Source organism: Acidobacteriota bacterium (assembly GCA_019347945.1).
In the GTDB taxonomy this organism is placed as follows: domain Bacteria; phylum Acidobacteriota; class Thermoanaerobaculia; order Gp7-AA8; family JAHWKK01; genus JAHWKK01.
In genome coordinates, this window is record JAHWKK010000010.1 from 46391 (window position 1) to 68792 (window position 22402).

Here is a 22402-nt window from a genome sequence, read left to right on the forward strand (position 1 = left end):
ACCGGGAAGTCATGCAGCCCGGCCGATGAAGTTTCCCTTCCTCAGAAATGCACCCCCGCCAGCGGCCGTCGTTGAGCCGAATCCCGGCGGGCTCGGAACGTTCGGTGGTGTATTCACCCCTTCGATACTGACGATCCTCGGCGTCATCATGTATCTACGGTTCGGATGGATTCTGGGAAACGCCGGGCTGACCGGAACGCTCGTGATCGTGACCCTTTCTACGGCGATCACGTTTCTCACGGCGCTGTCGATCTCCGAGATCGCAACCGACCAGCATGTCCGGGCCGGCGGAGCGTATTACATGATCTCCCGTGCGCTCGGGGTCGAATCGGGGGGCACGGTCGGAATTCCCCTCTACATCGCGCAGGCGCTCTCGGTCGCTCTCTACACGGTCGGTTTCGCGGAAAGCCTCAACCGGACATTTCCGGTTCTCGACGCGAAGATCACCGGCGTGATCACGACGATTCTGATCGCGGCGCTGGCGATGAGAAGCGCGCAGGTGGCCATCAAGGCGCAGTACTTCATCATGGCGGCCATCGCGATTTCCCTCGTATCGCTTTTTCTCGGGGATCCGATCAGCGCGCCGATGACCGAGCCCGTCGTCGACCCTGCACCTTTCTGGGTTGTCTTCGCGGTTTTCTTTCCGGCCGTCACGGGGATCATGGCCGGCGTCAACATGTCGGGAGACCTGCGGAACCCACGAAAGTCGATCCCGACCGGAACGATCGCAGCGGTGATCGTCGGATACGTCATCTACATGGCGATCCCGCTCTACCTTCGCAACAACGCCAGCGCGGAGCTTCTCGTGGCCGATCCGCTGGTGATGACAAAAATCGCCTTCATTGGAAATGCGATTCTCCTCGGGGTCTGGGGAGCGACGCTCTCGAGTGCGCTCGGCAGCATTCTCGGGGCGCCGCGAGTCCTGCAGGCGCTTGCACGGGATGGTGTGCTGCCGAACTGGATGGGCTGGCTGGGACGAGGCAGCGGCGCCGGGGACGAGCCGAGAATCGGAACCGTGTTCACCACGGCGCTCGCACTCGTGGCGGTCTGGCTGGGAGATCTCGACGTGATCGCTCCAGTCCTCACGATGTTCTTTCTGACGACCTACGGCGTGTTGAACATCACCGCCGGGCTCGAACGATTTCTCCAGAGCCCCTCGTTCCGCCCGACGTTCCGTGTGCACTGGGCGTGGTCACTCCTCGGCGCGCTCGGTTGTATCAGTGTCATGTTCCTGATCAACCCCGTGGCGACCGTCGTTGCCTTTCTGACCGTGCTGACGATCTATCTCTGGCTCGAAAGGTCGGAGATGAGCGTTGCATGGGGAGACATTCGCCGCGGGATGTGGCTGACGCTCATTCGGACGGGCCTGATGCGGCTCGAACCGGGAGCAGATCCGAAGACCTGGCGTCCCCACATTCTCGTACTCTCTGGAGCGCCGTCGAGGCGCTGGCATCTGGTCGATCTCGCCAACTCGCTCTCTCATAACCGCGGGCTGATGACCGTTGCATCGATTCTGGATGCCTCGGTTCCTCCGGCGCGCCGGGTCTCGATGGAATCGACGGTGCGCGAGTACCTGCTGGACCGCGGAGTATCGAGTCTCGTCAAGGTGATCAGTGCTCCGTCCCCATTCGAGGGCGTCGAGACGCTCATCGAAGCGTATGGCCTCGGCCCGGTCATGCCGAACACGATCATGGTGGGCGGGACCGCCGAGGAGGCGAAGCATGCCCGATTCTGCGAGATGATCCGGCACGTTCACGAGTCGAAACGCAACATTCTGATCGTCGAGAACACCATCGAAACAGAAGCTCGGAAGGATGTACGGAGAATCGATGTCTGGTGGGGAGGGTTGCGCTCGAACGGCGGCCTGATGCTGCTGCTGGCTTACCTGCTGAAGACCAGCTTCGAGTGGCGCGGTTCGCGTGTCGTCCTCAAGATGGCTGCTGCCGATGAGAGCGCCGCGCAATCGGCAAGAGCCAATCTCGAATCTCTCACGACCAGATCGCGCACAGGAATCGAGTACGAGGTGATCGTGATGAACGGGAAGACCTTCGATGAGATTCTGCAGAGCTCTTCGAAGGACGCCGATCTCGTCTTCATGGGACTTGCAGAGCCGGGCGACGACTTTCCGGACTACTACGAGCGTACCGTGAAGCGTTCCCGAAGCCTTCCGACGACGGTTTTCGTATTGGCCGCCGAGGATGTCGATTTCGGCGCAACCTTTCGCTAGTCGGTAGAATGGCCAGGCACGGGGTTCGCTCCGCTCGCACGCGCACCCGCTCATGATTCTCTTCACCTCACCGATCGCGATTCCGGCCTTCCTTTTCTGGCTGATGGTCTTCACGATCGCCGGGCTCATCCTGATCCTCTATTCGACGCTTCACAGGCGGGACCCCGATTACGACATCGACCACCCCGAGAGTCTCCGGGACGCCCGTTTTTCGATCACGGGACTGACCCACGGCGCGGCGAAGCGCGGCAACAGGGTGACGCTGCTGCAGGACACTGATTATTTCGACGCTCTGATCGAGGCGATCGACGGCGCCCGCGGCTCAGTCAACTTCGAGACGTATCTCTGGGAAGAGGGGAAGGTCTCGGACAGGGTGACCGACGCTCTTGCACGAAGCGCGAGAAACGGCGTAGACGTCCGCGTGATGCTCGACGGCTCGGGAGGCTCGATCACTCAGGAGCAGAAGCAGCGTCTTCAGGAAGCCGGAGTCGCACTCACCAGCTATCATCCGTTCAGGCTGAGCAATCTCGGCAAGATCAACAACCGGGATCACCGGAAAATCTGCGTCGTCGACGGTCGAATCGGTTTCGTGGGAGGCCACTGCTTCACCGACGACTGGATGGAGGGGCGGAAGGGGAAACCGGCGTTCCGCGACATCACCGCCAGGATCGAAGGTCCGGTCGTTCACGACATCCAGTCGACCTTCAGCGAGAACTGGGTCGAAGAGACCGGAGACGTGTTCATCGGCAATGCTTACTTTCCGGAGCTCGAGAGGGTCGGCGAGGTCGAAGCGCACGTCACCTGGATCACGCCCGCGGGTATCCCCTCGGCGGTCAAGCTTCTCCATTACCTCGCGATCACCTGTGCGACGAAACGGGTCTGGATCCAGAATCCCTACTTTCTTCCGGACCCCGACGGCATCGACGCTCTGATCGAGGCGGTCGACCGTGGCGTGGATGTTCGTGTGATGGTCCCCGCGACCAAGGTGACCGATCACCCTATCGTGCAGCATGCAGGGCATCATAAATTCGGAGCGATGCTCGACGGCGGGATCCGCATTTTCGAATACGAGCGGACCCTCCTTCATCAGAAAGTTCTCACGGTCGATGGAACGTGGGCTGCCGTCGGCTCCACGAATTTCGACGATCGCTCATTCGAGATCAACGACGAGATCACGGTCGGATTCTGGGACGAAGGTGTGGCGAAGGAGCTCGAGCAGATTTTCGAAAGGGACCTCGAGCACTGCACCGAGATGAATGCCGGGGACTGGCGAAAACGAGGGCTCGGTCACAAGCTGATCGATGGAACCTTTTTCATCATCAACGAACAGTTGTGACAAGACAGGATTCAGGAGCCAGGAAACAGGATTCAGGAGACGGAGCTGAAGAGTGAAGAGTGAAGAGTGAAAGAGGGTTAAAGGGTGAAGTAAATGGGAGAGTAGGGAGGTACGAGGGTGACATCCATTGCCTCCATCGTTTCGTCATCCTGAGCAATTGACCGGCGCGTCGCGCCGGTGAAGCGGGAATGAAAACCGGAGCCCGCAAAACTCCGCACCCCATACTCAAACCGGCGTCGTCCCGAGCGGGCGGTCGGGTGGGCAAGCGAGGGACCTTGCAGGGTGGGACATCAGCCCAAGCGAAGCGCTGCAAAAGGTCGAAGTCCACGCAATTTCGTGGTCGTTTCATCAGGAGCCGCCGAAGGACGGCGAAGGAGCCCGGGGCGGGTCGTGAATCCCCAGGTAATCCCTTTCGTTCCCTCCATTCACGAGCCCCCGGCCAGATTCTTCGCCGCGCTTCGCCGGCTCAGAATGACGAGTGCTTCGCTCCCGAATCCTGTCTCCTGAATCGTGTCTCCTGAATCCTGTCTTCTGTCTCCTGCCTTCTGAATCCTGGCTCCTGTCTCCTGAATCCTGTTTTCCTGAATCCTGTCTCCTGCCTCCTGGATCCTCTCCCGTGAATCCTGGCCCCTCAATCCTGGCCCCTCAATCCTGTATCCTGATTCCTTGACTCGTTTGCAACACGGTCGCTAAACTGCGACGCCTGACGCATTTGTCTCCAGCTGGGACTTCGTGCGCCGGGTTTGTTCCGATTCGCCCTCGGCTGCGCCCGTGCGGAAGGCGGGCCGAAGATTGCGGACTGGAAACGAAAGGAGGAGGTACCCCCGCGCTATGCCGCCCACTGAAAAGGTCAAAGACCCGAACGATCATCCGAAGGGAGAAAAGGATCTCGAATCCATCGGAATGGAAGAGCTGCTCGAGATGTACGACGAGAAGCTCGGCGAATTCAACGAAGGTGAAATCGTCAAGGGAAGGGTCGTTCACGTCAAGCCTACCGAGGTGGTCGTCGACATCGGGTACAAGTCCGAGGGAATCGTTCCGATCGAACAAGTCACCGATTACGCGGGAAACGTCAGAGTCAGCCCCGGTTCGCAGCTCGATGTGTTCATCGAAAAACTCGAGCATCCGAGCGGCTACGTGCAACTCTCACGCGAGAAGGCCGAGCGGGTTCTCGTCTGGGATGAGCTCGAGAAACAGTACAAGGCGGAGGAGACGATCTCCGGCCGGGTTCTCGACCGGGTCAAGGGGGGCTTGTCGGTCGACGTAGGCGTCAAGGCCTTTCTTCCCGGCTCCCTCGTCGATGTCCGCCCGGTGAAGAATCTCGACAGCCTCAAGGGGAAAGAGCTCGAGTTTCGCATCATTTCATTCGACAAGCGGCGCTCGAATGTCGTTCTGTCCCGCCGAGCCCTCCTCGAAGAGAAGCACGAGAAGATGAAGAAGGAGACGTTCGAGCGTCTCGAAGAGGGAGCCAAGATCACCGGCACCGTGAAAAACATCACTGACTACGGAGCCTTCGTCGATCTCGGCGGCGTCGACGGCCTTCTTCACATCACCGATGTCTCCTGGGGGCGCGTCAATCATCCCTCCGAATACTTCAACGTCAACGACGTGATCGAGGTGGTCGTTCTCAAGATCGATGAGGAAAACGAAAGAGTCTCGCTCGGGTACAAGCAGCGAACCTCGGATCCCTGGCTGGACGTCAGCGATCGCTATCCCATCGGGTCTACCGTCCATGGCAAGGCGGTTTCGCTGACCGACTACGGAGCCTTCGTCGAGCTCGAAGAAGGCGTCGAGGGACTCGTCCACATCTCCGAGATGTCGTGGACCCGGAGAGTCAAACCCTCGAAGCTTCTCAATGTCGGTGATGAGATCGATGCCGTAGTCACTGACGTCGACGACGAGAACCGTCGGATTTCACTTTCGCTCAGGGCGCTCGAGACCAATCCGTGGGACACGATCGAAGAGCGTTACCCGGTCGGTGCAACGATCACCGGAAAGGTCAGAAACCTGACCGACTTCGGGGCATTCGTCGAGGTCGAGGACGGGATCGACGGGCTGGTCCACATCTCGGACATGTCATGGACCCGCCGCCTCAAGCACCCCAGTGAAGTCGTAAAGAAGGGAGACGAGGTTACCGCGAAGGTCACCGCGGTCGATGCTTCGAGTCAGCGGCTCTCGTTGTCGATCAAGGAGTTCATGCCGAACGAATGGGACGACTACGCTCGCGATCGGAGCATCGGGGACGAAGTGATTGGAACGATCTCGAAGATCACCGATTTCGGGCTCTTCGTCAAAATGTCCGAGGGAGTCGAAGGTCTGATCCATCTGTCGGAAATTGAACGGACGCCCTCGGACAATCTGGAAGGGATGTTCAGTCCGGGATCGCCGATCCGGGCACGGCTGATCAAGATGGACTGGGCGGAGAAAAAGATCGGACTTTCGCTCCGGGACGTCGAACCGCTCAGCGACGACGAGAGAGCAGCCTGGGAGCGTGGAGAGCTCGAGAGTCCCGGCGGTGAGCGAGGCACACCGATCGTTCAGACGCGGGGCGATGGACTTTCGGAGACCCTCGGCGACTCGGGACTGGCCGCACTCAAGGGAAAGCAACCGTCCGGAGAGCAAGCCGAGGCGCCCGAGGAAGAGGATTCGGAACAGGGCGATGACGAGTCGGCTGAGGACGACAGCGAAGAATGAGCTACTCTCCCGAGCACGAATCGGGAGCGCCGGCTCCCATCGAACCGCCGCCGCGTCCCCAACCGAAGCCGCGGGAGCGTCGCAGGCTCAGTCCCGGCGCGATTCTGGTCTTCGTGGCGAGCCTCGTTTTTCTCGTGGCCGCCATCATCGTCGCGGTCGCGATCGCTTCGGCATTCGACGGGAAGGCGATCACCCTGCGCAACTCGGTCGCCGTCATTCCCATTGAAGGGGCGATCGTCGATTCGCGCGACATCGTCGAAACCCTTCATCGATACCGGGACGACGCCAACATCGAAGCGGTCGTCATCCGGGTGGATTCACCGGGCGGCGCCATCGTGCCCTCCCAGGAGATTCATGACGAAATCATCAAGTTCCGTGAAGAGAGCGGGAAACCGGTGGTCGCCGCCATGGGAGGAGTTGCTGCGTCGGGCGGCTACTACATTGCCGCAGCCTGCGATCGGATCATCGCCGGACGCGGGACGGTGACCGGCTCGATCGGGGTCATCACCCAGTGGATGAACATCGGCGGGGTTCTCGACTGGGCGCACGTCGAGCCGATCACGATTGCCAGCGGCGAGATGAAGGACACGGGATCGCCCTACCGGGATCTCACCGAAGAGGAGCGCGCCTTCTATCAGAGTTTCGTGAACGAACTGCTCGATCAGTTCGTAGCCGACGTGGTCCAGGCGAGGAAGCTCGACGAAGCAGAAGTGCGGCGCCTCGCTGATGGCCGCGTTTTCACCGGAGTGACCGCGAAGGATCTGGAACTGGTCGACGAGCTGGGCAATATCTGGGATGCGATCGACCTCGCTGCTGATCTCGCAAGCGTCGAAGAGCCCAACGTGATCTATCCGAAGCGATGGGAACCAGGGTTGCTGGACTACCTGTTCGGATCCGATAGCCAACGGACCTCCGTACTGAGCAGACTTGCCGGAGAAACGACATCCCCGTTTTATTACCGGTGGAAATGAGTGGGGGCAGAGTGAGCGAGAAAGAGAAGAAACCGGTGCTGACGAAGGCCGACCTCGTCGAGCGAGTCTCGAGGACTGCCGATCTTCACAGGCGGAATGCGGAAGAAATCGTCAACGTCTTCCTCGACTCCATCATCGGATCTCTGCGGAGGGGCGAGAAGGTCGAGCTCCGCGGATTCGGCAGCTTCAGACTCCGGCACCGCAAATCGCGCGTGGGTCGCAATCCGAAGACGGGCGAACGTGTCGACGTACCGCCGAAGATGATTCCGTATTTCAAGGTCGGCAAGGAGCTGAAGAATCTGATCAACGATGATGATCAGGATACCGACTCCTGAAAACAAGTGCGAGTATTGTTCACTCCGTGGAGGTACGAATACTTGATCTCTCCCAAAGGAGCCCAGGAGGAGTGCATATTCTGCGTGGCTGCACGCGGAGGTGTCTCCCGGGACACGCTGACGCTGGCCCGCACGGAGAACGCCGTCGTGATGCTCAACCGCTACCCATACACGAACGGACACGTCATGGTTGCGCCGGCCGAGCACGAGGCACGCCTCTACGATACGGACGAGGCAGTTCTGGGAGAGCTCATGCGGGTGACCGCACACGCGCAGCGACTGCTCGCGGACCACTATCACTCCGACGGGTTCAACGTGGGAATGAACTTCGGCGAAGCGGCGGGGGCAGGCGTAGCCGATCACTACCACATCCACATCGTTCCGCGATGGAGCGGCGATTCGAACTTCATGTCGGTGACCGCCGACACCCGGATCGTGCCCGAGGATCTGGAAGAGACGTGGGAGCGGCTGGCTCCGGCCTTCGAGTCCTTTTGACGAGAGTGTGGCGCCGGCCATGAAACTCTGTGTCGTCGCGGGTGAAGCCTCCGGCGATCTCCACGGAGCCGACGCGGTCCGGGAGCTCCGAAAGCTCGATCCCGATCTGGTCGCCTTCGGTATCGGTGGCGATGAGCTCGCGGCCAGCGGTGTCGAGCTGCTTCATCACGTTCGCGACCTCGCAATCGTCGGTCTGTTCAACGTGATCCGCCATCTTCCGATGTATCGCCGGGTGTTTCGCGAGCTGGTATCCAGAATCGAGCAGGAGCGACCCGACGCGATTCTTCTCATCGATTTTCCCGACTTCAACCTCCGAATCGCCAGGGCCCTCCAGAAACTCGATATTCCGATCTTCTACTACATCTCTCCCCAGGTCTGGGCGTGGCGCTCGGGGCGGATCCGGGAAATCGCGCGTACGGTCGATCACATGATGGTCGTGTTTCCCTTCGAAAAGCTTCTCTATGAAGGAAAGATGAAGGCCACCTGGGTCGGCCATCCGCTGGTGGAACAACTGGAAGATCTCGTTCCAACGCGTCCGCGGCCCCTTCCGGAGGGGAAGGTGAGGCTCGCGATCCTTCCGGGGAGCCGGCTGATGGAGATCGAGGAGCTCCTTCCGGAGATGATGAGAGCCCTCGATCAGTTCCGTGCCGGGAGGAAGGTCGAGGCCTTCATCATCAAGGCTCCCACGATCTCGCGAGAACAGCTCGAAGCGGCGGCTCCCGGATGTACGCTGGCAGTGGAGCTGGTCAGCTCGGAAGGACGAAAGGCCCTCGCATCGGCGGATCTGGCGATCGTCTCATCGGGCACCGCAACACTCGAAGCCGCGATTCTCGGGGTCCCGTGCGTGGTGATGTACCGGCTTCCACGACTGACATGGCTGGTCGCGAGGCGGATCGTCAGACTCGAGAACGTCAGCCTGGTCAATATCGTCGCCGGACGCGGTCTGGTACCGGAACTGCTGCAGCGAGACGCCACCGGAGAGCGGGCCGTTCAGGAGCTGGAACGTCTTCTCGAGCCGGATCAGTGGAAGAAGGTGACCACGGGGCTGCGGAGCGTCTACGAGAAGCTCGGCGGCGAGCGCCCGGCCGCGAACGTTGCCCGGATCATCATCGAGGAAGCTCGAAAATGACGCTGCGCCGCATGTTCAGCTACATCGGTCCATACCGTGGCTGGGCGACCATTGCGGTGATCGCCATGCTCACCGTCGCCCTGAGCAATGGCGCGCTCGTGGCTCTGACCCGGCCCCTCTTCGACGAAGTGCTCACCGATGCCTCGGAGGGAGCCGAGCCCGCTGCGGATGAGCTCTCACTGGTACAGCGGATCGTGCTGAAGCGAGATCTGCCTGAGGGTGAGCGGGGGGCTCTCATCAATGCTTTCGACGCCGTCGTGCTCCCGCTCGGAGATTGGTGGGACGGACTCGGGGAGTCGCGATGGCGCTGGATACTCGTGGGCCTGGCCGTCGTGACCGTAGTTCGATCGTCGTCGATGTTCTTTTCGGAGTACTCCTTCAAGCGCGTCGGCCTGTCCGCGGTTCGCGATATCCGGAACGAGCTCTATGAAGCGATCATTCATCAGAGCAGCAACTTCTTCACGCAGAAATCGACCGGCGAGCTCGTCAGCCGGATCGTCTCGGACGTCGAAGCCATTCAGCTCGCGGTCTCCGATCGGCTCGGTGACGTCTTCCAGGAATCCGCGAACCTGATCATCCTCACGGGTTATGTTCTCTATGTAAATACCGAGCTCTCATTGCTCGCGTTCTTCGTCGCTCCGGTGATCGTGATTCCGATCGTGCAGTTCGCACGGCGGTTGAAACGGGCCACGCGAACGACCCAGGAACGGATGGCCGATGTTTCGACGCTTCTCGAGGAGACGATCCGGGGTGTCCGAATCGTCCGGGCGTTCGGTATGGAACGTTTCGAGATATCGCGCTTCCACGAGTCGACCGACCGCCATCTCTGGATCAATCTCAAGGCGCGGCGGATTCAGGCGATGAGCTCTCCGGTGATGGAGCTGCTGGCCGGCGTCATCATTCTCATGCTCGTCTCCTACGCCGCCTTCAGAATCCGGGCTGGCGCGATGACGATCGGCGAGTTCGTTTCTTTCGTTCTGGCGCTTTCGATGATGTACCAGCCCGTCAAGAAGCTGAACAAGGCGAATCTCGCGATTGCCTCCGCTCTTGCAGCGGCCGAGCGCGTCTTCGAGATCGTCGACAGCGCGAACGAGGTCGCCGAAAAACCGAACGGGGTGGAGCTCACAGGAATCGGCTCGGGGATTCGCTACGAGAACGCCAGTTTTTCGTACGACGGTACACGGCCGGTGTTGCACGATTTCACTCTCGACATCAAGCCGGGAGAGATGGTTGCTCTCGTCGGCTCCAGCGGTGCCGGAAAATCGACGATCGTGAATCTGCTTCCGAGATTCTACGACGTCGATGAAGGGCGAATCACCATCGATGGAGTCGACATTCGCGATGCCACGCTGACCTCGCTCCGAGGACTGATCGGCATCGTCACCCAGGACGTGATCCTTTTCAACGACTCCGTCCGCCGGAACATCGCCTACGGGCGGGAAGAGGTTCCGACGGAGGCGATCGAGAGGGCGGCGGAGAGTGCCAACGCGATGAGTTTCATCGAGCAACTGCCCGATGGACTGGAGACGTGGATCGGCGAGAGCGGGACACGGCTGTCGGGGGGCCAGCGCCAGCGTCTCGCGATCGCCCGGGCGATTCTGAAGGACTCCCCGATTCTGATTCTCGACGAAGCGACCTCGGCTCTCGATACCGAGTCCGAACGGCTCGTCCAGCAGGCGCTCGAAAACCTGACGCGAGGGAGAACCACGCTGGTGATCGCCCATCGTCTTTCCACAGTGAGGAGAGCGAATCGCATCATCGTGCTCGATCAGGGCCGGATCGTCGAAGAGGGGACGCACGACCATCTTCTCGCGATGGGCGGCGTATACGAGCGGCTCCACCGCATGCAGTTCAGCTCCGATGATCCGGCCCTGGTCGAGGACAATGGCGACTGAGAAACGGTCCATCTCCGGCCGGATTCTTCCGATCGTCGCATCGGGGCTGATCCGGATTCTGGATCGCACGGTCAGGCTCCGCTGGCTCGGCTCGGAGAATCTCGACGCCGTGCAGCAGGGCGGACAAAACTTCATCCTCGCTTTCTGGCACGGTCAGATTCTGATGATGATCCGGTCCGGCTTTCGACTTCCGATGACCGCGATGATCAGCCAGCATCGCGATGGACAGATGATCGCCGACACCATGGCGAGATTCGGGGCGACGGCCGCGCGTGGCTCCACTACGCGAGGCGGGAGCGGAGCCGTCCGCGACATGGTTCGGGCAGCGAGAGACGGATCGAATCTCGCGATCACTCCCGATGGTCCGAGAGGGCCGCGGCACGTCGCCCAACCGGGTGCGATCGCTCTCGCACGCGCTTCCGGGTTACCAATTCTGCCCGCGGCCTTCGTGAGTGATCGGAAATTCGTCGCGACCTCCTGGGACCGGTTCGAGGTGCCCTATCCGTTCTCACGAGGGGTTTTCTGGTTCGAAGCGCCGATGAAGGTGGAGCGGTCGGCCGACTCGGACGAGCAGGAGCGGCTGCGGTACGATCTCGAGAAAACGCTCCAGCGGATGGCCGCGGCGGGAGAGGAGGAATTCGAGTCGTTATGGTTGAGAGCGCAAAGCGAGCGTCCGGCGACGTAATCAGCATGACCGGCTTCGGTCGAAGTGCCATTTCCGACGAATCGGGATCCGTCACGGTATCGATCCGGTCGGTCAACCACCGCTTTCTCGATCTCAGCGTCCGGCTCCCCGAGCCGCTGTGGGAGCTCGAGCCTCGGGTGCGAGCACAGGTCTCCGAACGCCTGCGGAGGGGAAAGGTGGAGATTGCTGTACGAACCACGCGGTCCGAATCCTCCGGCAGGCGGCTGCTCATCGACGAGGATCTCGCGGTCGATGCCATCCACCGCCTCGAAATCGTGGCGCGGGGCCTTGAGATCGACGAGAAACCGGGGCTCGACACGCTTCTCCGGATTCCGGGAGTTGTCACCGTCGAAATGAGCGATGAGGACGAAACCTGGAAGCAGACGGTCGTGGAGCTTCTGGAAACAGCGCTCGACGCCCTCATGGAGATGAAACGGCAGGAGGGGCGGGCGATCGCGGAGCATCTGGGGGGGATCCTGGCTGCCGCGCGCCAGGAGCTCGGCAATCTGGTCGCGCTTCGCCACGAAGCAAGGGACGAGCTGGTCTCGTCGTTTCGCAAGCGCCTCGACGATCTGGCGGGAACCCTCGACGTCGAGATCAGAGAGGATCGCCTCGCTCAGGAGCTTGCCCTGATGGCGGAGAAAACCGACATCGAAGAGGAGCTCAACAGAATCGGAAGCCATCTGGATCAGATGGACAGCGTGGTGGAGGAGGGTGGCGAGATCGGAAAGAAGCTCGATTTCCTCTGTCAGGAGCTCAATCGGGAAGTGAACACGATCGGCTCGAAAGCGCGAACGACGGGCCTCCGAAGCTCCGTTGTAGAATTCAAGACGCTGATCGAGCGGCTCCGCGAACAGGTTCAGAATGTCGAATAGATCGAATGCCGAACGGCATCCCGACGGAATTCTCTTCATTGTGTCGGGTCCGTCCGGGGCCGGTAAGACTTCCCTGATCGAGCACGTGAGGGTCACGACTCGACTGTGCGGAGTCAATCTCCACTTCTCCGTCAGCCACACGACGCGCCTTCCGAGACCGAACGAATCCGACGGTCAGCAGTACCATTTCGTCGACGACGACACCTTTACCGGGATGGTCGAGCGGGGGGAATTTCTGGAATGGGCCAACGTTCACGGCAAACGGTACGGTACTGCGCGGTCGGAAGTGCAGGGGAGACTGTCGAACGGGGAAGACGTGATCCTCGACATCGACGTTCAGGGCGCCCGTATCATTGCGGAAGATGCTCTGTTGCTCCCGCACTCGCTCAGCGTGTTCGTGTTTCCCCCATCGTTCGAGGAATTGGAGAAGCGGCTCAAGAAAAGGGGTCTGAACAGTGAAGCCGAGATCGAAATGAGGCTCAACAAGGCGCTTCACGAGATCGAGCACGGTCTGGAGTTCTACGATTACGTCATCATCAACGACGATTTCGAAGTTGCGGCCAAATCGCTGGAGGCTGCAATCATCGCCCGGAAGCTGAGGGGCGCATCGGTTGCCGGGCAGCTGCGCGAAATGGCAGAGAGATTCAGGAGGGTACATGGCGCATAAGTACACGTTTGACAATCTCCCCGAGGGGCTGAGCAGTAAGTTTCAGTACGTGATGCTCGTGGCGAGAAGAGCCGAACAGATCATCGGAGGCTCGATGCCGAAGGAGAAGACGAAGCATTCGAAACCTTCGCGGATCGCAATGCATGAGGTCGACAACGATCTGGTGCAGTGGAGCCTCGCCGAAATGAGCGAGGAAGAGCTCCAGGCGGCTGGCTTCGAGGACGCCGCCTCGCTGGAAGAATGATCCCGTGAACGTTCTGCTCGGCGTTTCCGGTGGCATCGCGGCGTACAAGACGCCGGATCTGGTCCGCCGCCTGCGCGACGCCGGTCACGACGTTCGGACGATTCTGACGACCAACGCGACGAGATTCGTTTCTCCGCTCTCGATCGCCGCCGTATCCGCTCATGGCGTCATCACCGACCAATGGGGAGATCCGTCGCGCGGCGGCGTCGACCACGTCGAGCTGGCTCGCTGGGCTGACGTTCTTCTGATCGCTCCCGCGACGGCGAACACGATCGCCAAACTCGCGACCGGTATTGCCGACGACGCGCTGTCGACCTATGCGGTCGCTCATCGCGGCCGGGTGATCCTAGCGCCGGCAATGAACAGTTTCATGCTCGACCATGTGACCGTTCGCCACAACCTCCGCATCCTCGAGGATCGGGGCATCGAGGTGATCGAGCCCGATACCGGGCTTCTTGCATGCGGGGATGAAGGTCGTGGCCGCCTGCCGGATCCCGAAGTCATCATCGCCCGGCTGCAAAGCCGGAATGTCGTGGGGCGCGACCTCGAAGGTATCCGGATTCTGATCACCGCCGGTCCGACGCGTGAAGCGATTGATCCCGTCCGGTACATGACGAACCGCTCGTCGGGTCGAATGGGCTATGCGCTCGCCGAGGCCGCATCGCGGCGCGGGGCGAGCGTGATTCTCGTTTCGGGTCCCGTCGAGATCGCCCCTCCGGTCGACGTCCGCGTGGAACGCGTGACTTCCGCTTCTGAGATGCGGGACGCGGTCATCGCTCTGGCTCCCGAGCAGGACGCCGTCATCATGGCTGCGGCCGTGGCTGACTTCACGCCAGAAGTGGTTTCGGGATCGAAGATCAAGAAGGACGCACATGAACGGTTCAGCATCGACTTCGTGAAGGCGCCCGACATCGTCTCCGAGCTCGCGGCGCTCAAACCGCGACCGGGCGTCGTCGTCGCCTTTGCGGCTGAGACGAACGATCTCGAGAACAACGCGAAGTCCAAGCTCGCCGCAAAGGGGGTCGATCTGGTCGTGGGAAACGACGTCTCCCGGACGGACATCGGTTTCGACTCTCCGGACAACGAAGTCGTCATTGTCGGGCGCGACGGTGACCTCACCCGGCTCGGCAAGGCGTCGAAACGGGAGATCGCGCACGCAATTCTCGATCAGACTCGAGCTCTGCTGAACCAACGCCGTACGCCCAGCCGGGAGGAACATACCGTTGGGTGAGCGCCTCCGCTGGGAAGCGGAGATGCTGAGAGATCTCGGCTGGACCCATCTGAAGCCGCGAACGGTCAGTCCCGAAGAGGATACGTCGAGCGGCGAGGATGTCGAGCGACTCGCGGCGGTGGAGGCAGTTGCAGCGGGATGCGTTCGGTGCCGTCTGAGCGAAACGCGCACGACCGTCGTGTTCGGCTCCGGAAACCCTCGCGCGAGGCTGATGTTCATCGGAGAAGCGCCCGGTCACGAAGAAGATCTTCAGGGGCTTCCTTTCGTCGGGCGCGCCGGGCAGCTGCTCTCCGACATCATCCGGGCGATGAAGCTTACGCGCGAGGCGGTCTACATCGCCAACGTCATCAAGTGCCGCCCCCCCGGAAACCGGAACCCGCTTCCGGACGAGATCGCCTCCTGCCATCCTTACATTCTGCAGCAGATCGAGCACGTCTCGCCGGAGGTGATCGTGACTCTCGGAAAGTTCGGCTTTCAGGCTCTGACCGGATCGGATCAGCCGATCTCGCGAGCAAGAGGACACTGGCAGTCGTTCCTCGACGTCGATCTGATGCCGACCTACCACCCGGCCTACCTGCTGCGAAATCCTTCGGCGAAGAAGGATGTCTGGACGGACATGCGGGCGGTCATGAAGCGGCTCGGAATCCAGGGCTGATCCGCCGGCGGGTTCGCCGGAGGGAGAGTCAGCCTCGAAACGACTCGGCGATCTCGCGCAGCCGCTGGACGATTTCGTCCGTGGGCGCCTGCTCGACCGTGTAGGAATCGAAGCGCTGAAGGATCGGATCGATCATTCCACGTTGCACGAGCATCGTTCTGAAGGCGATGAAGCGGTCCCGGAGCTCGGGCGGGAGCGAGCGCTTGCGGGATCCATCGGCGGCGATCGGTTCCTCGCCGGCTCCCGAGCTCATCTCGGCGGCGAGCGCCGACGCTTCGTTCGCAATCGACGTGGTTTCGGTCATCGGTCGAATTCTATCGAAACCCGGGGTCGGGTCTGAACTTGGAACCCCAATTTTCCAATTTTCCGGCCCTCGGCAAGCATTTCCACGACGGTCGCAACAGGGATGCGAAGTCCCCGAATGCAGGCCACGCCACCCATCTTGCCGGTTTTAATCTTGGTTCGCTCAAAGCTCCTCGGCGAGGCCGAATGGCAGCGAGTTTGATGTGCCGACTGGACGTCGGTGATTGCGATCTGGAAGAATCCGGCGCGTGAGTCGGGGTCTTCGTGCGGTCGCCGTCATGCTCAGCCGAGGCGGTGCGCCGCGGTTCCGAGGAGCGTATGGCGCCGATCCTGATGACGGCGATCACGGCCGGTCTGGCGCTGATCCCGCTCGTCATCGCCTCGGGTGCCCCCGGCAACGAGATCCAGAGCCCAATGGCGCAGGTCATTCTGGGCGGCCTCATCACCTCCACATTCCTGAACCTCGTCGTCGTGCCAGCCCTGTACCTCCGGAAGGACCGGCAGACTTCGAACGCTGACGTAAAGTTGAGTTTCTGGTGAACAACGCGACCTGCTTTCATTCTTCTTGGGACGTGTCTTCTGATGAGCTCCTTTGCTGGACTGGATTTGTATCGCTCTCCTCGGGTGGCCGGACATTGCGGAACATTGTGAGAAGCAGAAGGTCATAGACAATTTTCAGGCTGCCGCCGAGTACCAGCGGCCAGCCAAAGCCGGAGGCTGAGAGCAATGCACCCGCCATCATCGGACTGGCTGCCGCCGCGAGACTGCGCGGTACGGCGGTCACGCTCGCCGCCGCTGCGCGCTCGCCGGGCGTGACGACCGCCATCACATAGGAGGTGCGGGTCGGCACGTCCATTTGCGAGAGCGCGCTGCGTACCAGCAGGAGAGCGACGGCCGGACCGAGGCTCGGCATGAACGGCACCAGCACCAGGCAGATATTCGCCGGCAGATGGGTGAAGACCATCGTGTTGACCAGCCCGATCCGGCGCGCAATCGGCACAGCGACCAGATAGGAGAAGGCCGAGAGTAGCCCGGTCCAGAAGAAGATCGCCCCCGCCGCGGTAAGTGAAAGGCCGAACCGCTCGAACAGCCAGAGTGCCAGAAGCGACTGAACGACGAAGCCCCCGCCGAATGAATCCAGGCTGAACAGGGCGGCCAGCTTCAGGACAATGCGGCGAAACTTGCGCAATGGCTCGGCCGGTTCGGCTGTTGAACCGGGCACTACGGCGGGCAGCCGCCGGTAAAGGAGCAAGGCCGCAAGCCCGAGCAGCGCATAAAGCAGGAAGGCCGCCTGCAAGGCAGTCTTGAGGCCAACTGCGAAGTGTTCTCCCATTATCTCGGGCAGCCCGGCCGCAAGGGCGCCGACGGCGGCGGCCAGCGAGCCTACGAGGCTGTATCGGGCGAACAGCGCCGTGCGGTCACGGTCTGCTACAGTGCGGGTAAGTTGCGCCTGCTCCAGCGGGAGGAACAGGCTGACATCGCCTGAGGATGGGTTGAGGGTGCCCACGAAGGCGATGATGAGAAGGGGCCAGAAATCGTCAACCAGCGCAAAGGCGATACCCGTAAGCATCATGAGCAGCGCTGCGCCCATCAGCAGCCTGCGTCCGGAGAACCGGTGAGCGTAAAGGCCGATCAGGAGGGTGAGTACCGATGAACCGGCCAGGGTCGCCGTGGCGGCAATCCCGACCTCAAGAGCGCCGTAGCCGAGCGTGGCGAGATACACAGGCAGCAGCAGGCTGACCAGGCCGTCGCCGAACGCGCGCAAGCCCCGCGATGTCAGCAGCAGGGCGGCGTCGCTTCCGGCACTTTCCGGCAGGATGCCGAGCCTTCGCTTCCCCGATACTCCCGCCGGCCCCGTTCTCACCGATCAGCCGACGGAGCCGGAGGCGAGATAGAAGGCCACACCGGCGGCCGAGCACGCCGCAAGCACCTTGATCATGCCGATCTTGAACCGGAACACCGCGAGCATGGCGGCGGCCGTGAGGATGAGCGATGGGATGTTGATGGTCGCAATCACCGGTACGTCCACGCTCATGCCGAATGTGTGTACCTCGCGCACCTCGCCGAACAGCACATGCAGGGCGAACCAGACGGCCAGATTCATGACCACGCCGACAACGGCTGCGGTGATGACTGCGAGCGCCGCCGAGAGGGCCTTGTTGCCGCGGATCGTTTCGATGAAGGGCGCACCTAGGAAGATCCATAAGAAACACGGCACGAAGGTGACCCAGGTAGTGAGAACGGCAGCCATGATTGCGGCCATCAGCGGATCGAGCGTACCCGGATCGCGGAAGGCGCCCATGAAACCGACGAACTGAACCACCTGGATAAGCGGTCCGGGCGTGGTTTCGGCCATGCCGAGGCCGTCAAGCATCTCGCCCGGCGCGAGCCAACCATGGCTCTGCACTGCTTCCTGAGCGACGTACGCCAAAACGGCGTAGGCCCCGCCAAAAGTGACAACAGCCATTTTGCTGAAAAACACGGCAACGTTTGTAAAAACATCATCCGGTCCAAGCGTGAGCAACAGAGCGAGGACCGGCCCGAGCCAGAGCAATAGGAGAATCGCCGAGATTCTGATCGACCAGCTGACGGACGGCTTCGCGTGGGAGGGTATGGTCTCGCCAAGGGCGGAATCGGCGTCCGACAGTCCCTTGCCGTGTCCGCCATGTCCGCCATCGACGAGGAAGGCGGGAATACCCGCACGTCCGCCGACGAAGCCAATCGCGGCTGCCGTAAGGATGATGAGCGGAAACGGGACGTCGAAGAAGAAAATCGCGATGAAGGCCGCCGCCGCGAGCCCGAACATAATGTTGTTCTTGAGGGCGCGTGAGCCGATGCGCACGACCGCCTGAAGCACAATAGCCAGCACCGCCGCCTTGAGGCCAAAAAAGAGCCCTTCGACCAGCCCGACATTGCCAAAGAGCGCATAGATAATGCTGAGCGCCAGGATGGCGATAAAGCCCGGCAGCACGAAGAGCGTGCCGGCGACTAGGCCGCCCTTGGTCTTATGCAGCAGCCACCCGATATAAACGGCGAGCTGCTGGGCTTCCGGACCCGGCAAAAGCATGCAGTAGTTCAGTGCATGCAAGAACCTGTTCTCACCAATCCATTTCTTCTCATCGACGAGGATGCGGTGCATCACCGCAATCTGGCCGGCGGGTCCGCCAAACGAGAGCGCGGCGACACGCGTCCAGACTCGCAGCGCGTCACGGAAGGGAATGCCATGCTCGGCGGGTTCTGTATGTTTTTCGTTTGCCGTCTCCATGGTTAGGGACGCAATGACCTGTTGACACACCTGTATCATTATTCCATGATGTATGCAGTGGCACGAATCGAATTTCGGGCCTCTTCCAGGGGAGATTTACCAAGGGAGACGAATATGCGGATTATGCCGCTCGCCGCGGCCCTTGTCCTGGCATTACTGGCCGGTCCTGCCCGCGCCGACATCGACTGGAACCAGCTCGAACAGATTTTCGCCCGCCCGGCCACTGAGCAGCCCGGCGGCATTCACCGCTTCGGGTTCCCACGCACGGACCTCACCGTCACGCTCGATGGTGTGAAGATCAGCCCCGGGCTCGCGCTCGGCTCCTGGATCGCCTTCCACCCGGCCGGCGGCGACCGGGTCATGGTCATGGGCGACCTCGTGTTGACCGAAGAAGAGGTCAACCCCGTGATGAAACGTCTCGCCGAGGGCGGGATCGAAGTCACCGCGCTGCACAATCACCTGCTCCGAGCAGAGCCCTTCCCGATGTACATGCACGTCGAGGGTCATGGCGATCCGGTCGAACTCGCCCGCACGCTGCGCCATGCCATCGCACTGAGCGGCACGCCGGGGGACCGCGCTGGCAATACGGCCTGCGAGCCGGCGCTTGATATCGACACGGCAACGATCGCGCGGGTGCTGGGCCATGAGGGTAAAGCCGAGGGCGGCGTCTACAAAGTTAGCATTCCGCGCGCCGAGCAGATTACGGCCGGAGCCATGGCTGTGCCGCCATCGATGGGTACGGCGATCGCCATCAACTTCCAGCCGGTCGGCGACGGCAAGGCGGCGACCACGGGCGATTTCGTGCTTAAGGCCGAGGAGGTCAATCCGGTGCTTCGGACCTTGCGCAAGCATGGTATTGAGGTGACGGCGCTGCACAATCACATGCTGGAAGAGGAACCGCGTCTGTTCTTCATGCACTTCTGGGGTGTGGGTGAGCCTGGGGAGCTGGCGCGGGGCCTGAAGGCGGCACTCGACAAGATCAAGCTGGCAAAAGGCTGAGCGTGGATTCGATGAGCAGGTACGTCAGGGCCACCTGAGTACCAGCTCGATGACGTGGTCCAGCGTCGGTTGCACGATCTCGAGCTGGGTGCGCGCATGCGCACGACTTTCGCGGCTGCGACGAGATCATCGTCTCAATCATGTCGCAAAACGCCTCCCTCCAGGTAAATCTGACCGACCAGCGACTCCCACGGCTCGCATGAAGCTCCTCGAGCATCAGCAACAAACCGGCGATAGCCTTCCCGTGCCTGCCCCTTGTCCCGCGGATCCAACTTCGCCAGAGTCCACTCCGTCTCGAGACAGTTCGGCGCGAGCGCCAGACCAAGCGGAAGCGTCAGTGTCCTTGTCGCGAGGCTGGCGAAATTCTGTGAGGTGCAGTACAGTTTTTCGCAGATCATGATTCGCACCCGCCGGACAGGAGCTGAAGAAGCCAGGAACCAGCTTTCGAATCTGCTCGCCGCAGCTGAACGAGTGAACGGCTCGGTGCAGGGATTCTCTCGGTGGCGACGCTCGTAGGATTCGTGACGCTCTTCGGCATCGCGATGCGCAACGGCGTGCTGCTCGTGAACAACTACCAGCGACTGCTCGCGGAAGGACTTCCCGTAGCCGAGGCGGTGCGTCAGGGTTCCGAGGAGCGTATGGCCCCGATTCTGATGACGGCGATCACGGCGGGTCTGGCGCTGATCCCGCTCGTCATCGCCTCGGGTGCCCCCGGCAACGAGATCCAGAGCCCAATGGCGCAGGTCATTCTGGGCGGCCTCATCACCTCCACATTCCTGAACCTCGTCGTGGTGCCAGCCCTGTACCTCCGGAAGAGCCCGAGAAACCAAAAGTGATTTGGAGGGTCAGATTTAGAATCCGACCCCGTCACAGCGCCAGCCAGACCGACTTCGTCTGGGTGTACTTCTCGAGCGCGTCCCGTCCCTGATCCCGCCCGAAACCGGACTCCTTGAATCCGCCAAAGGGGAGTGCAGGATCGTAAAGGTTGTACGTGTTGATCCAGACGGTGCCGGCCTTGAGCTGATGAGCGACCCGATGGGCGAGGGAGACGTCGCGGGTCCAGACCGCCGCGGCGAGCCCGTAGACGGTGTCGTTTCCCTTCCGCACCGCATCCTCCTCACCGTCGAACCGGATGGTCGCGAGCACGGGGCCGAAGATCTCCTCGCGGGCGATCGTCATCTCCGGGCTGACATCGTCGAAGATGGTCGGCTCCAGAAAGTAGCCCTTTCCGGTCCCGATGTCGGTCCGTTCGCCACCGCTGACGAGTTTTGCACCCTCGGATTTTCCCTTCTCGATGTAGCCGAGCACCGTTTCCATCTGCTCCTTGGAGACGATGGCTCCGAGGCGTGTTTTCTCATTCATCGGATCGTCGGCGACCATCTTCTTCGCGCGTCCCTGGATCCTGTCCATCAGGTCGTCGTGAATGGCGTCATCGACGAGCAGACGGGAGCCGGCAGCGCAGACTTCCCCCTTACCGTAGAAGATTGCGTTCAGCGACCCCTTGGCCGCGGCGTCGAGATCGGCATCGGCGAGAACGATGTTGGGCGACTTTCCACCGAGCTCCAGCGACACCTTCTTCAGCGTCTTCGCCGCTCTGGCCATCAGCCCGCGCCCGACCTCGGCCGATCCGGTGAAAGCGATCGCATCGACGCCGGGGTGATCGACGATCGCATTGCCGACGACGCTCCCGCGACCCGGAATCACATTCAGGACCCCTTCGGGAAGTCCAGCTTCCCGGGCGAGCTCGGCGAAGGCGAGAAGCGAGAGCGACGTGTTCGATGCCGGCTTGCAGACCATCGTGTTGCCGCAGGCCAGCGCCGGCGCGATCTTCCATACGGCGAGCATCAGCGGAAAGTTCCAGGGGGTGATCGAGCCGACGACGCCGACGGGCTCGCGCAGCGTGTATGTGAACGCCCTCGCGTTGACTGGAATCGTTTCTCCGGTGTTCTTTCCGGACCATCCGGCAAAGTAATAGAGGCATTCCGCAGCAGCGGGGATGTCGACGTACTGGCTCTCGAAGATCGGTTTGCCGTTGTCGGCGGTCTCGATTTTCCCGATCTCCGGTGCGTACTTCATCAGCAGGTCCGCGGTACGCCAGAGGACCTTGCCGCGTTCCCTCGGCGCCATCTTCTGCCAGGCGGAGCCGGGCTCGAGCTGAGCGCGCGCAGCCTTCACCGCGCGGTCGACGTCGGCGGGGGATGCCGAGGCTACATCGCCGATCTTTTCTTCTGTGGCGGGATTGATCGTGGCGAAAGTTTCGCCGTTCTCCGCATCGGTGAACTCACCGTTGATGAACAGTTTGGTCTGCAGTCGGTCGAGCTTCATAGTCATGAGGTCGGTCCTGTAGGAAGTCCCATGCCGGGTGGCGTGGCCGGGCAAGCATACACAATGGACGC

At 61.5% G+C, this 22402-nt stretch carries 23 protein-coding genes; 17 read left to right on the forward strand and 6 right to left on the reverse strand.

Going from position 1 to position 22402, the window contains the following annotated elements:
* Nucleotides 1-25 precede the first annotated feature (25 nt).
* A complete protein-coding gene (locus KY459_08375) occupies nucleotides 26-2227 on the forward strand; it encodes a Na-K-Cl cotransporter (GenBank protein ID MBW3564726.1) in 2202 nt (733 codons plus the stop codon).
* 52 nt (nucleotides 2228-2279) lie between these two features.
* Nucleotides 2280-3563, forward strand: a complete 1284-nt coding sequence (locus KY459_08380; protein MBW3564727.1) for a hypothetical protein — start codon at nucleotides 2280-2282, stop codon at nucleotides 3561-3563.
* A 425-nt stretch (nucleotides 3564-3988) separates the two neighbouring features.
* Here the strand turns inward: KY459_08380 and KY459_08385 are convergent, their stop codons facing one another.
* On the reverse strand, nucleotides 3989-4198 hold the full coding sequence (locus KY459_08385) for a hypothetical protein (protein ID MBW3564728.1): 210 nt from the start codon (nucleotides 4196-4198) through the stop codon (nucleotides 3989-3991).
* Between the two features lie 196 nt (nucleotides 4199-4394).
* Between KY459_08385 and KY459_08390 the strand changes: the two genes are divergently transcribed.
* The 12 genes from KY459_08390 to KY459_08445 are packed head-to-tail and all read left to right on the forward strand — an operon-like array spanning nucleotide 4395 to nucleotide 15439.
* A complete protein-coding gene (locus tag KY459_08390) occupies nucleotides 4395-6257 on the forward strand; it encodes a 30S ribosomal protein S1 (protein ID MBW3564729.1) in 1863 nt (620 codons plus the stop codon).
* Complete coding sequence (gene sppA, locus KY459_08395) at nucleotides 6254-7228, forward strand: signal peptide peptidase SppA (GenBank protein ID MBW3564730.1); 975 nt, start codon at nucleotides 6254-6256, stop codon at nucleotides 7226-7228. The genes KY459_08390 and sppA overlap by 4 nt, the downstream gene beginning before the upstream one ends.
* Before the next feature lie 38 nt (nucleotides 7229-7266).
* Nucleotides 7267-7563 carry an integration host factor subunit beta gene (locus KY459_08400; protein ID MBW3564731.1) on the forward strand — a complete coding sequence of 99 codons (297 nt, stop codon included), beginning with the start codon at nucleotides 7267-7269 and terminating at the stop codon, nucleotides 7561-7563.
* Nucleotides 7564-7569: 6 nt separating this feature from the next.
* Nucleotides 7570-8058 carry an HIT domain-containing protein gene (locus tag KY459_08405; protein MBW3564732.1) on the forward strand — a complete coding sequence of 163 codons (489 nt, stop codon included), beginning with the start codon at nucleotides 7570-7572 and terminating at the stop codon, nucleotides 8056-8058.
* 19 nt (nucleotides 8059-8077) lie between these two features.
* Nucleotides 8078-9187 carry a lipid-A-disaccharide synthase gene (gene lpxB / locus KY459_08410; protein MBW3564733.1) on the forward strand — a complete coding sequence of 370 codons (1110 nt, stop codon included), beginning with the start codon at nucleotides 8078-8080 and terminating at the stop codon, nucleotides 9185-9187.
* A complete protein-coding gene (locus KY459_08415; GenBank protein MBW3564734.1) occupies nucleotides 9184-11082 on the forward strand; it encodes an ATP-binding cassette domain-containing protein in 1899 nt (632 codons plus the stop codon). The genes lpxB and KY459_08415 overlap by 4 nt, the downstream gene beginning before the upstream one ends.
* Entirely contained in the window at nucleotides 11072-11767 is a 696-nt protein-coding gene (locus KY459_08420) for a lysophospholipid acyltransferase family protein (protein MBW3564735.1), read from the forward strand. The genes KY459_08415 and KY459_08420 overlap by 11 nt, the downstream gene beginning before the upstream one ends.
* The gene (locus KY459_08425; protein MBW3564736.1) at nucleotides 11731-12642 is read left to right on the forward strand and encodes a YicC family protein; all 912 of its coding nucleotides are present in this window, start codon (nucleotides 11731-11733) and stop codon (nucleotides 12640-12642) included. Before KY459_08420 ends, KY459_08425 begins: the two co-directional genes overlap by 37 nt.
* Nucleotides 12632-13309, forward strand: a complete 678-nt coding sequence (gmk, locus tag KY459_08430) for a guanylate kinase (protein MBW3564737.1) — start codon at nucleotides 12632-12634, stop codon at nucleotides 13307-13309. The genes KY459_08425 and gmk overlap by 11 nt, the downstream gene beginning before the upstream one ends.
* Nucleotides 13299-13553 (forward strand): DNA-directed RNA polymerase subunit omega, encoded by a 255-nt coding sequence (rpoZ, locus tag KY459_08435; GenBank protein ID MBW3564738.1) that lies wholly within the window; start codon nucleotides 13299-13301, stop codon nucleotides 13551-13553. Before gmk ends, rpoZ begins: the two co-directional genes overlap by 11 nt.
* A 4-nt stretch (nucleotides 13554-13557) precedes the next feature.
* Nucleotides 13558-14784, forward strand: a complete 1227-nt coding sequence (gene coaBC / locus KY459_08440; GenBank protein MBW3564739.1) for a bifunctional phosphopantothenoylcysteine decarboxylase/phosphopantothenate--cysteine ligase CoaBC — start codon at nucleotides 13558-13560, stop codon at nucleotides 14782-14784.
* A 22-nt stretch (nucleotides 14785-14806) separates the two neighbouring features.
* Complete coding sequence (locus KY459_08445; GenBank protein ID MBW3564740.1) at nucleotides 14807-15439, forward strand: uracil-DNA glycosylase; 633 nt, start codon at nucleotides 14807-14809, stop codon at nucleotides 15437-15439.
* Nucleotides 15440-15467: 28 nt separating this feature from the next.
* Here the strand turns inward: KY459_08445 and KY459_08450 are convergent, their stop codons facing one another.
* Both KY459_08450 and KY459_08455 read right to left on the reverse strand, forming a co-directional pair.
* The gene (locus tag KY459_08450) at nucleotides 15468-15743 is read right to left on the reverse strand and encodes a hypothetical protein (protein ID MBW3564741.1); all 276 of its coding nucleotides are present in this window, start codon (nucleotides 15741-15743) and stop codon (nucleotides 15468-15470) included.
* Entirely contained in the window at nucleotides 15740-15880 is a 141-nt protein-coding gene (locus KY459_08455) for a DUF433 domain-containing protein (GenBank protein ID MBW3564742.1), read from the reverse strand. The genes KY459_08450 and KY459_08455 overlap by 4 nt, the downstream gene beginning before the upstream one ends.
* A 180-nt stretch (nucleotides 15881-16060) precedes the next feature.
* Between KY459_08455 and KY459_08460 the strand changes: the two genes are divergently transcribed.
* Nucleotides 16061-16282 (forward strand): efflux RND transporter permease subunit, encoded by a 222-nt coding sequence (locus KY459_08460; GenBank protein MBW3564743.1) that lies wholly within the window; start codon nucleotides 16061-16063, stop codon nucleotides 16280-16282.
* A gap of 16 nt (nucleotides 16283-16298) precedes the next feature.
* On the opposite strand, the gene KY459_08465 is transcribed toward KY459_08460, so the two are convergent.
* Nucleotides 16299-17522 carry an MFS transporter gene (locus tag KY459_08465; protein MBW3564744.1) on the reverse strand — a complete coding sequence of 408 codons (1224 nt, stop codon included), beginning with the start codon at nucleotides 17520-17522 and terminating at the stop codon, nucleotides 16299-16301.
* Nucleotides 17523-17609: 87 nt separating this feature from the next.
* On the reverse strand, nucleotides 17610-19007 hold the full coding sequence (gene chrA, locus KY459_08470) for a chromate efflux transporter (protein MBW3564745.1): 1398 nt from the start codon (nucleotides 19005-19007) through the stop codon (nucleotides 17610-17612).
* Between the two features lie 114 nt (nucleotides 19008-19121).
* On the opposite strand from chrA, the gene KY459_08475 reads away from it, so the two are divergent.
* Together KY459_08475 and KY459_08480 are read left to right on the forward strand one after the other, a co-directional pair.
* Nucleotides 19122-20006 (forward strand): DUF1259 domain-containing protein, encoded by an 885-nt coding sequence (locus tag KY459_08475; protein MBW3564746.1) that lies wholly within the window; start codon nucleotides 19122-19124, stop codon nucleotides 20004-20006.
* A gap of 491 nt (nucleotides 20007-20497) precedes the next feature.
* Nucleotides 20498-20842, forward strand: a complete 345-nt coding sequence (locus tag KY459_08480; GenBank protein MBW3564747.1) for an efflux RND transporter permease subunit — start codon at nucleotides 20498-20500, stop codon at nucleotides 20840-20842.
* A 31-nt stretch (nucleotides 20843-20873) separates the two neighbouring features.
* Here the strand turns inward: KY459_08480 and KY459_08485 are convergent, their stop codons facing one another.
* Nucleotides 20874-22337, reverse strand: a complete 1464-nt coding sequence (locus KY459_08485) for an aldehyde dehydrogenase family protein (GenBank protein ID MBW3564748.1) — start codon at nucleotides 22335-22337, stop codon at nucleotides 20874-20876.
* Nucleotides 22338-22402 lie beyond the last annotated feature (65 nt).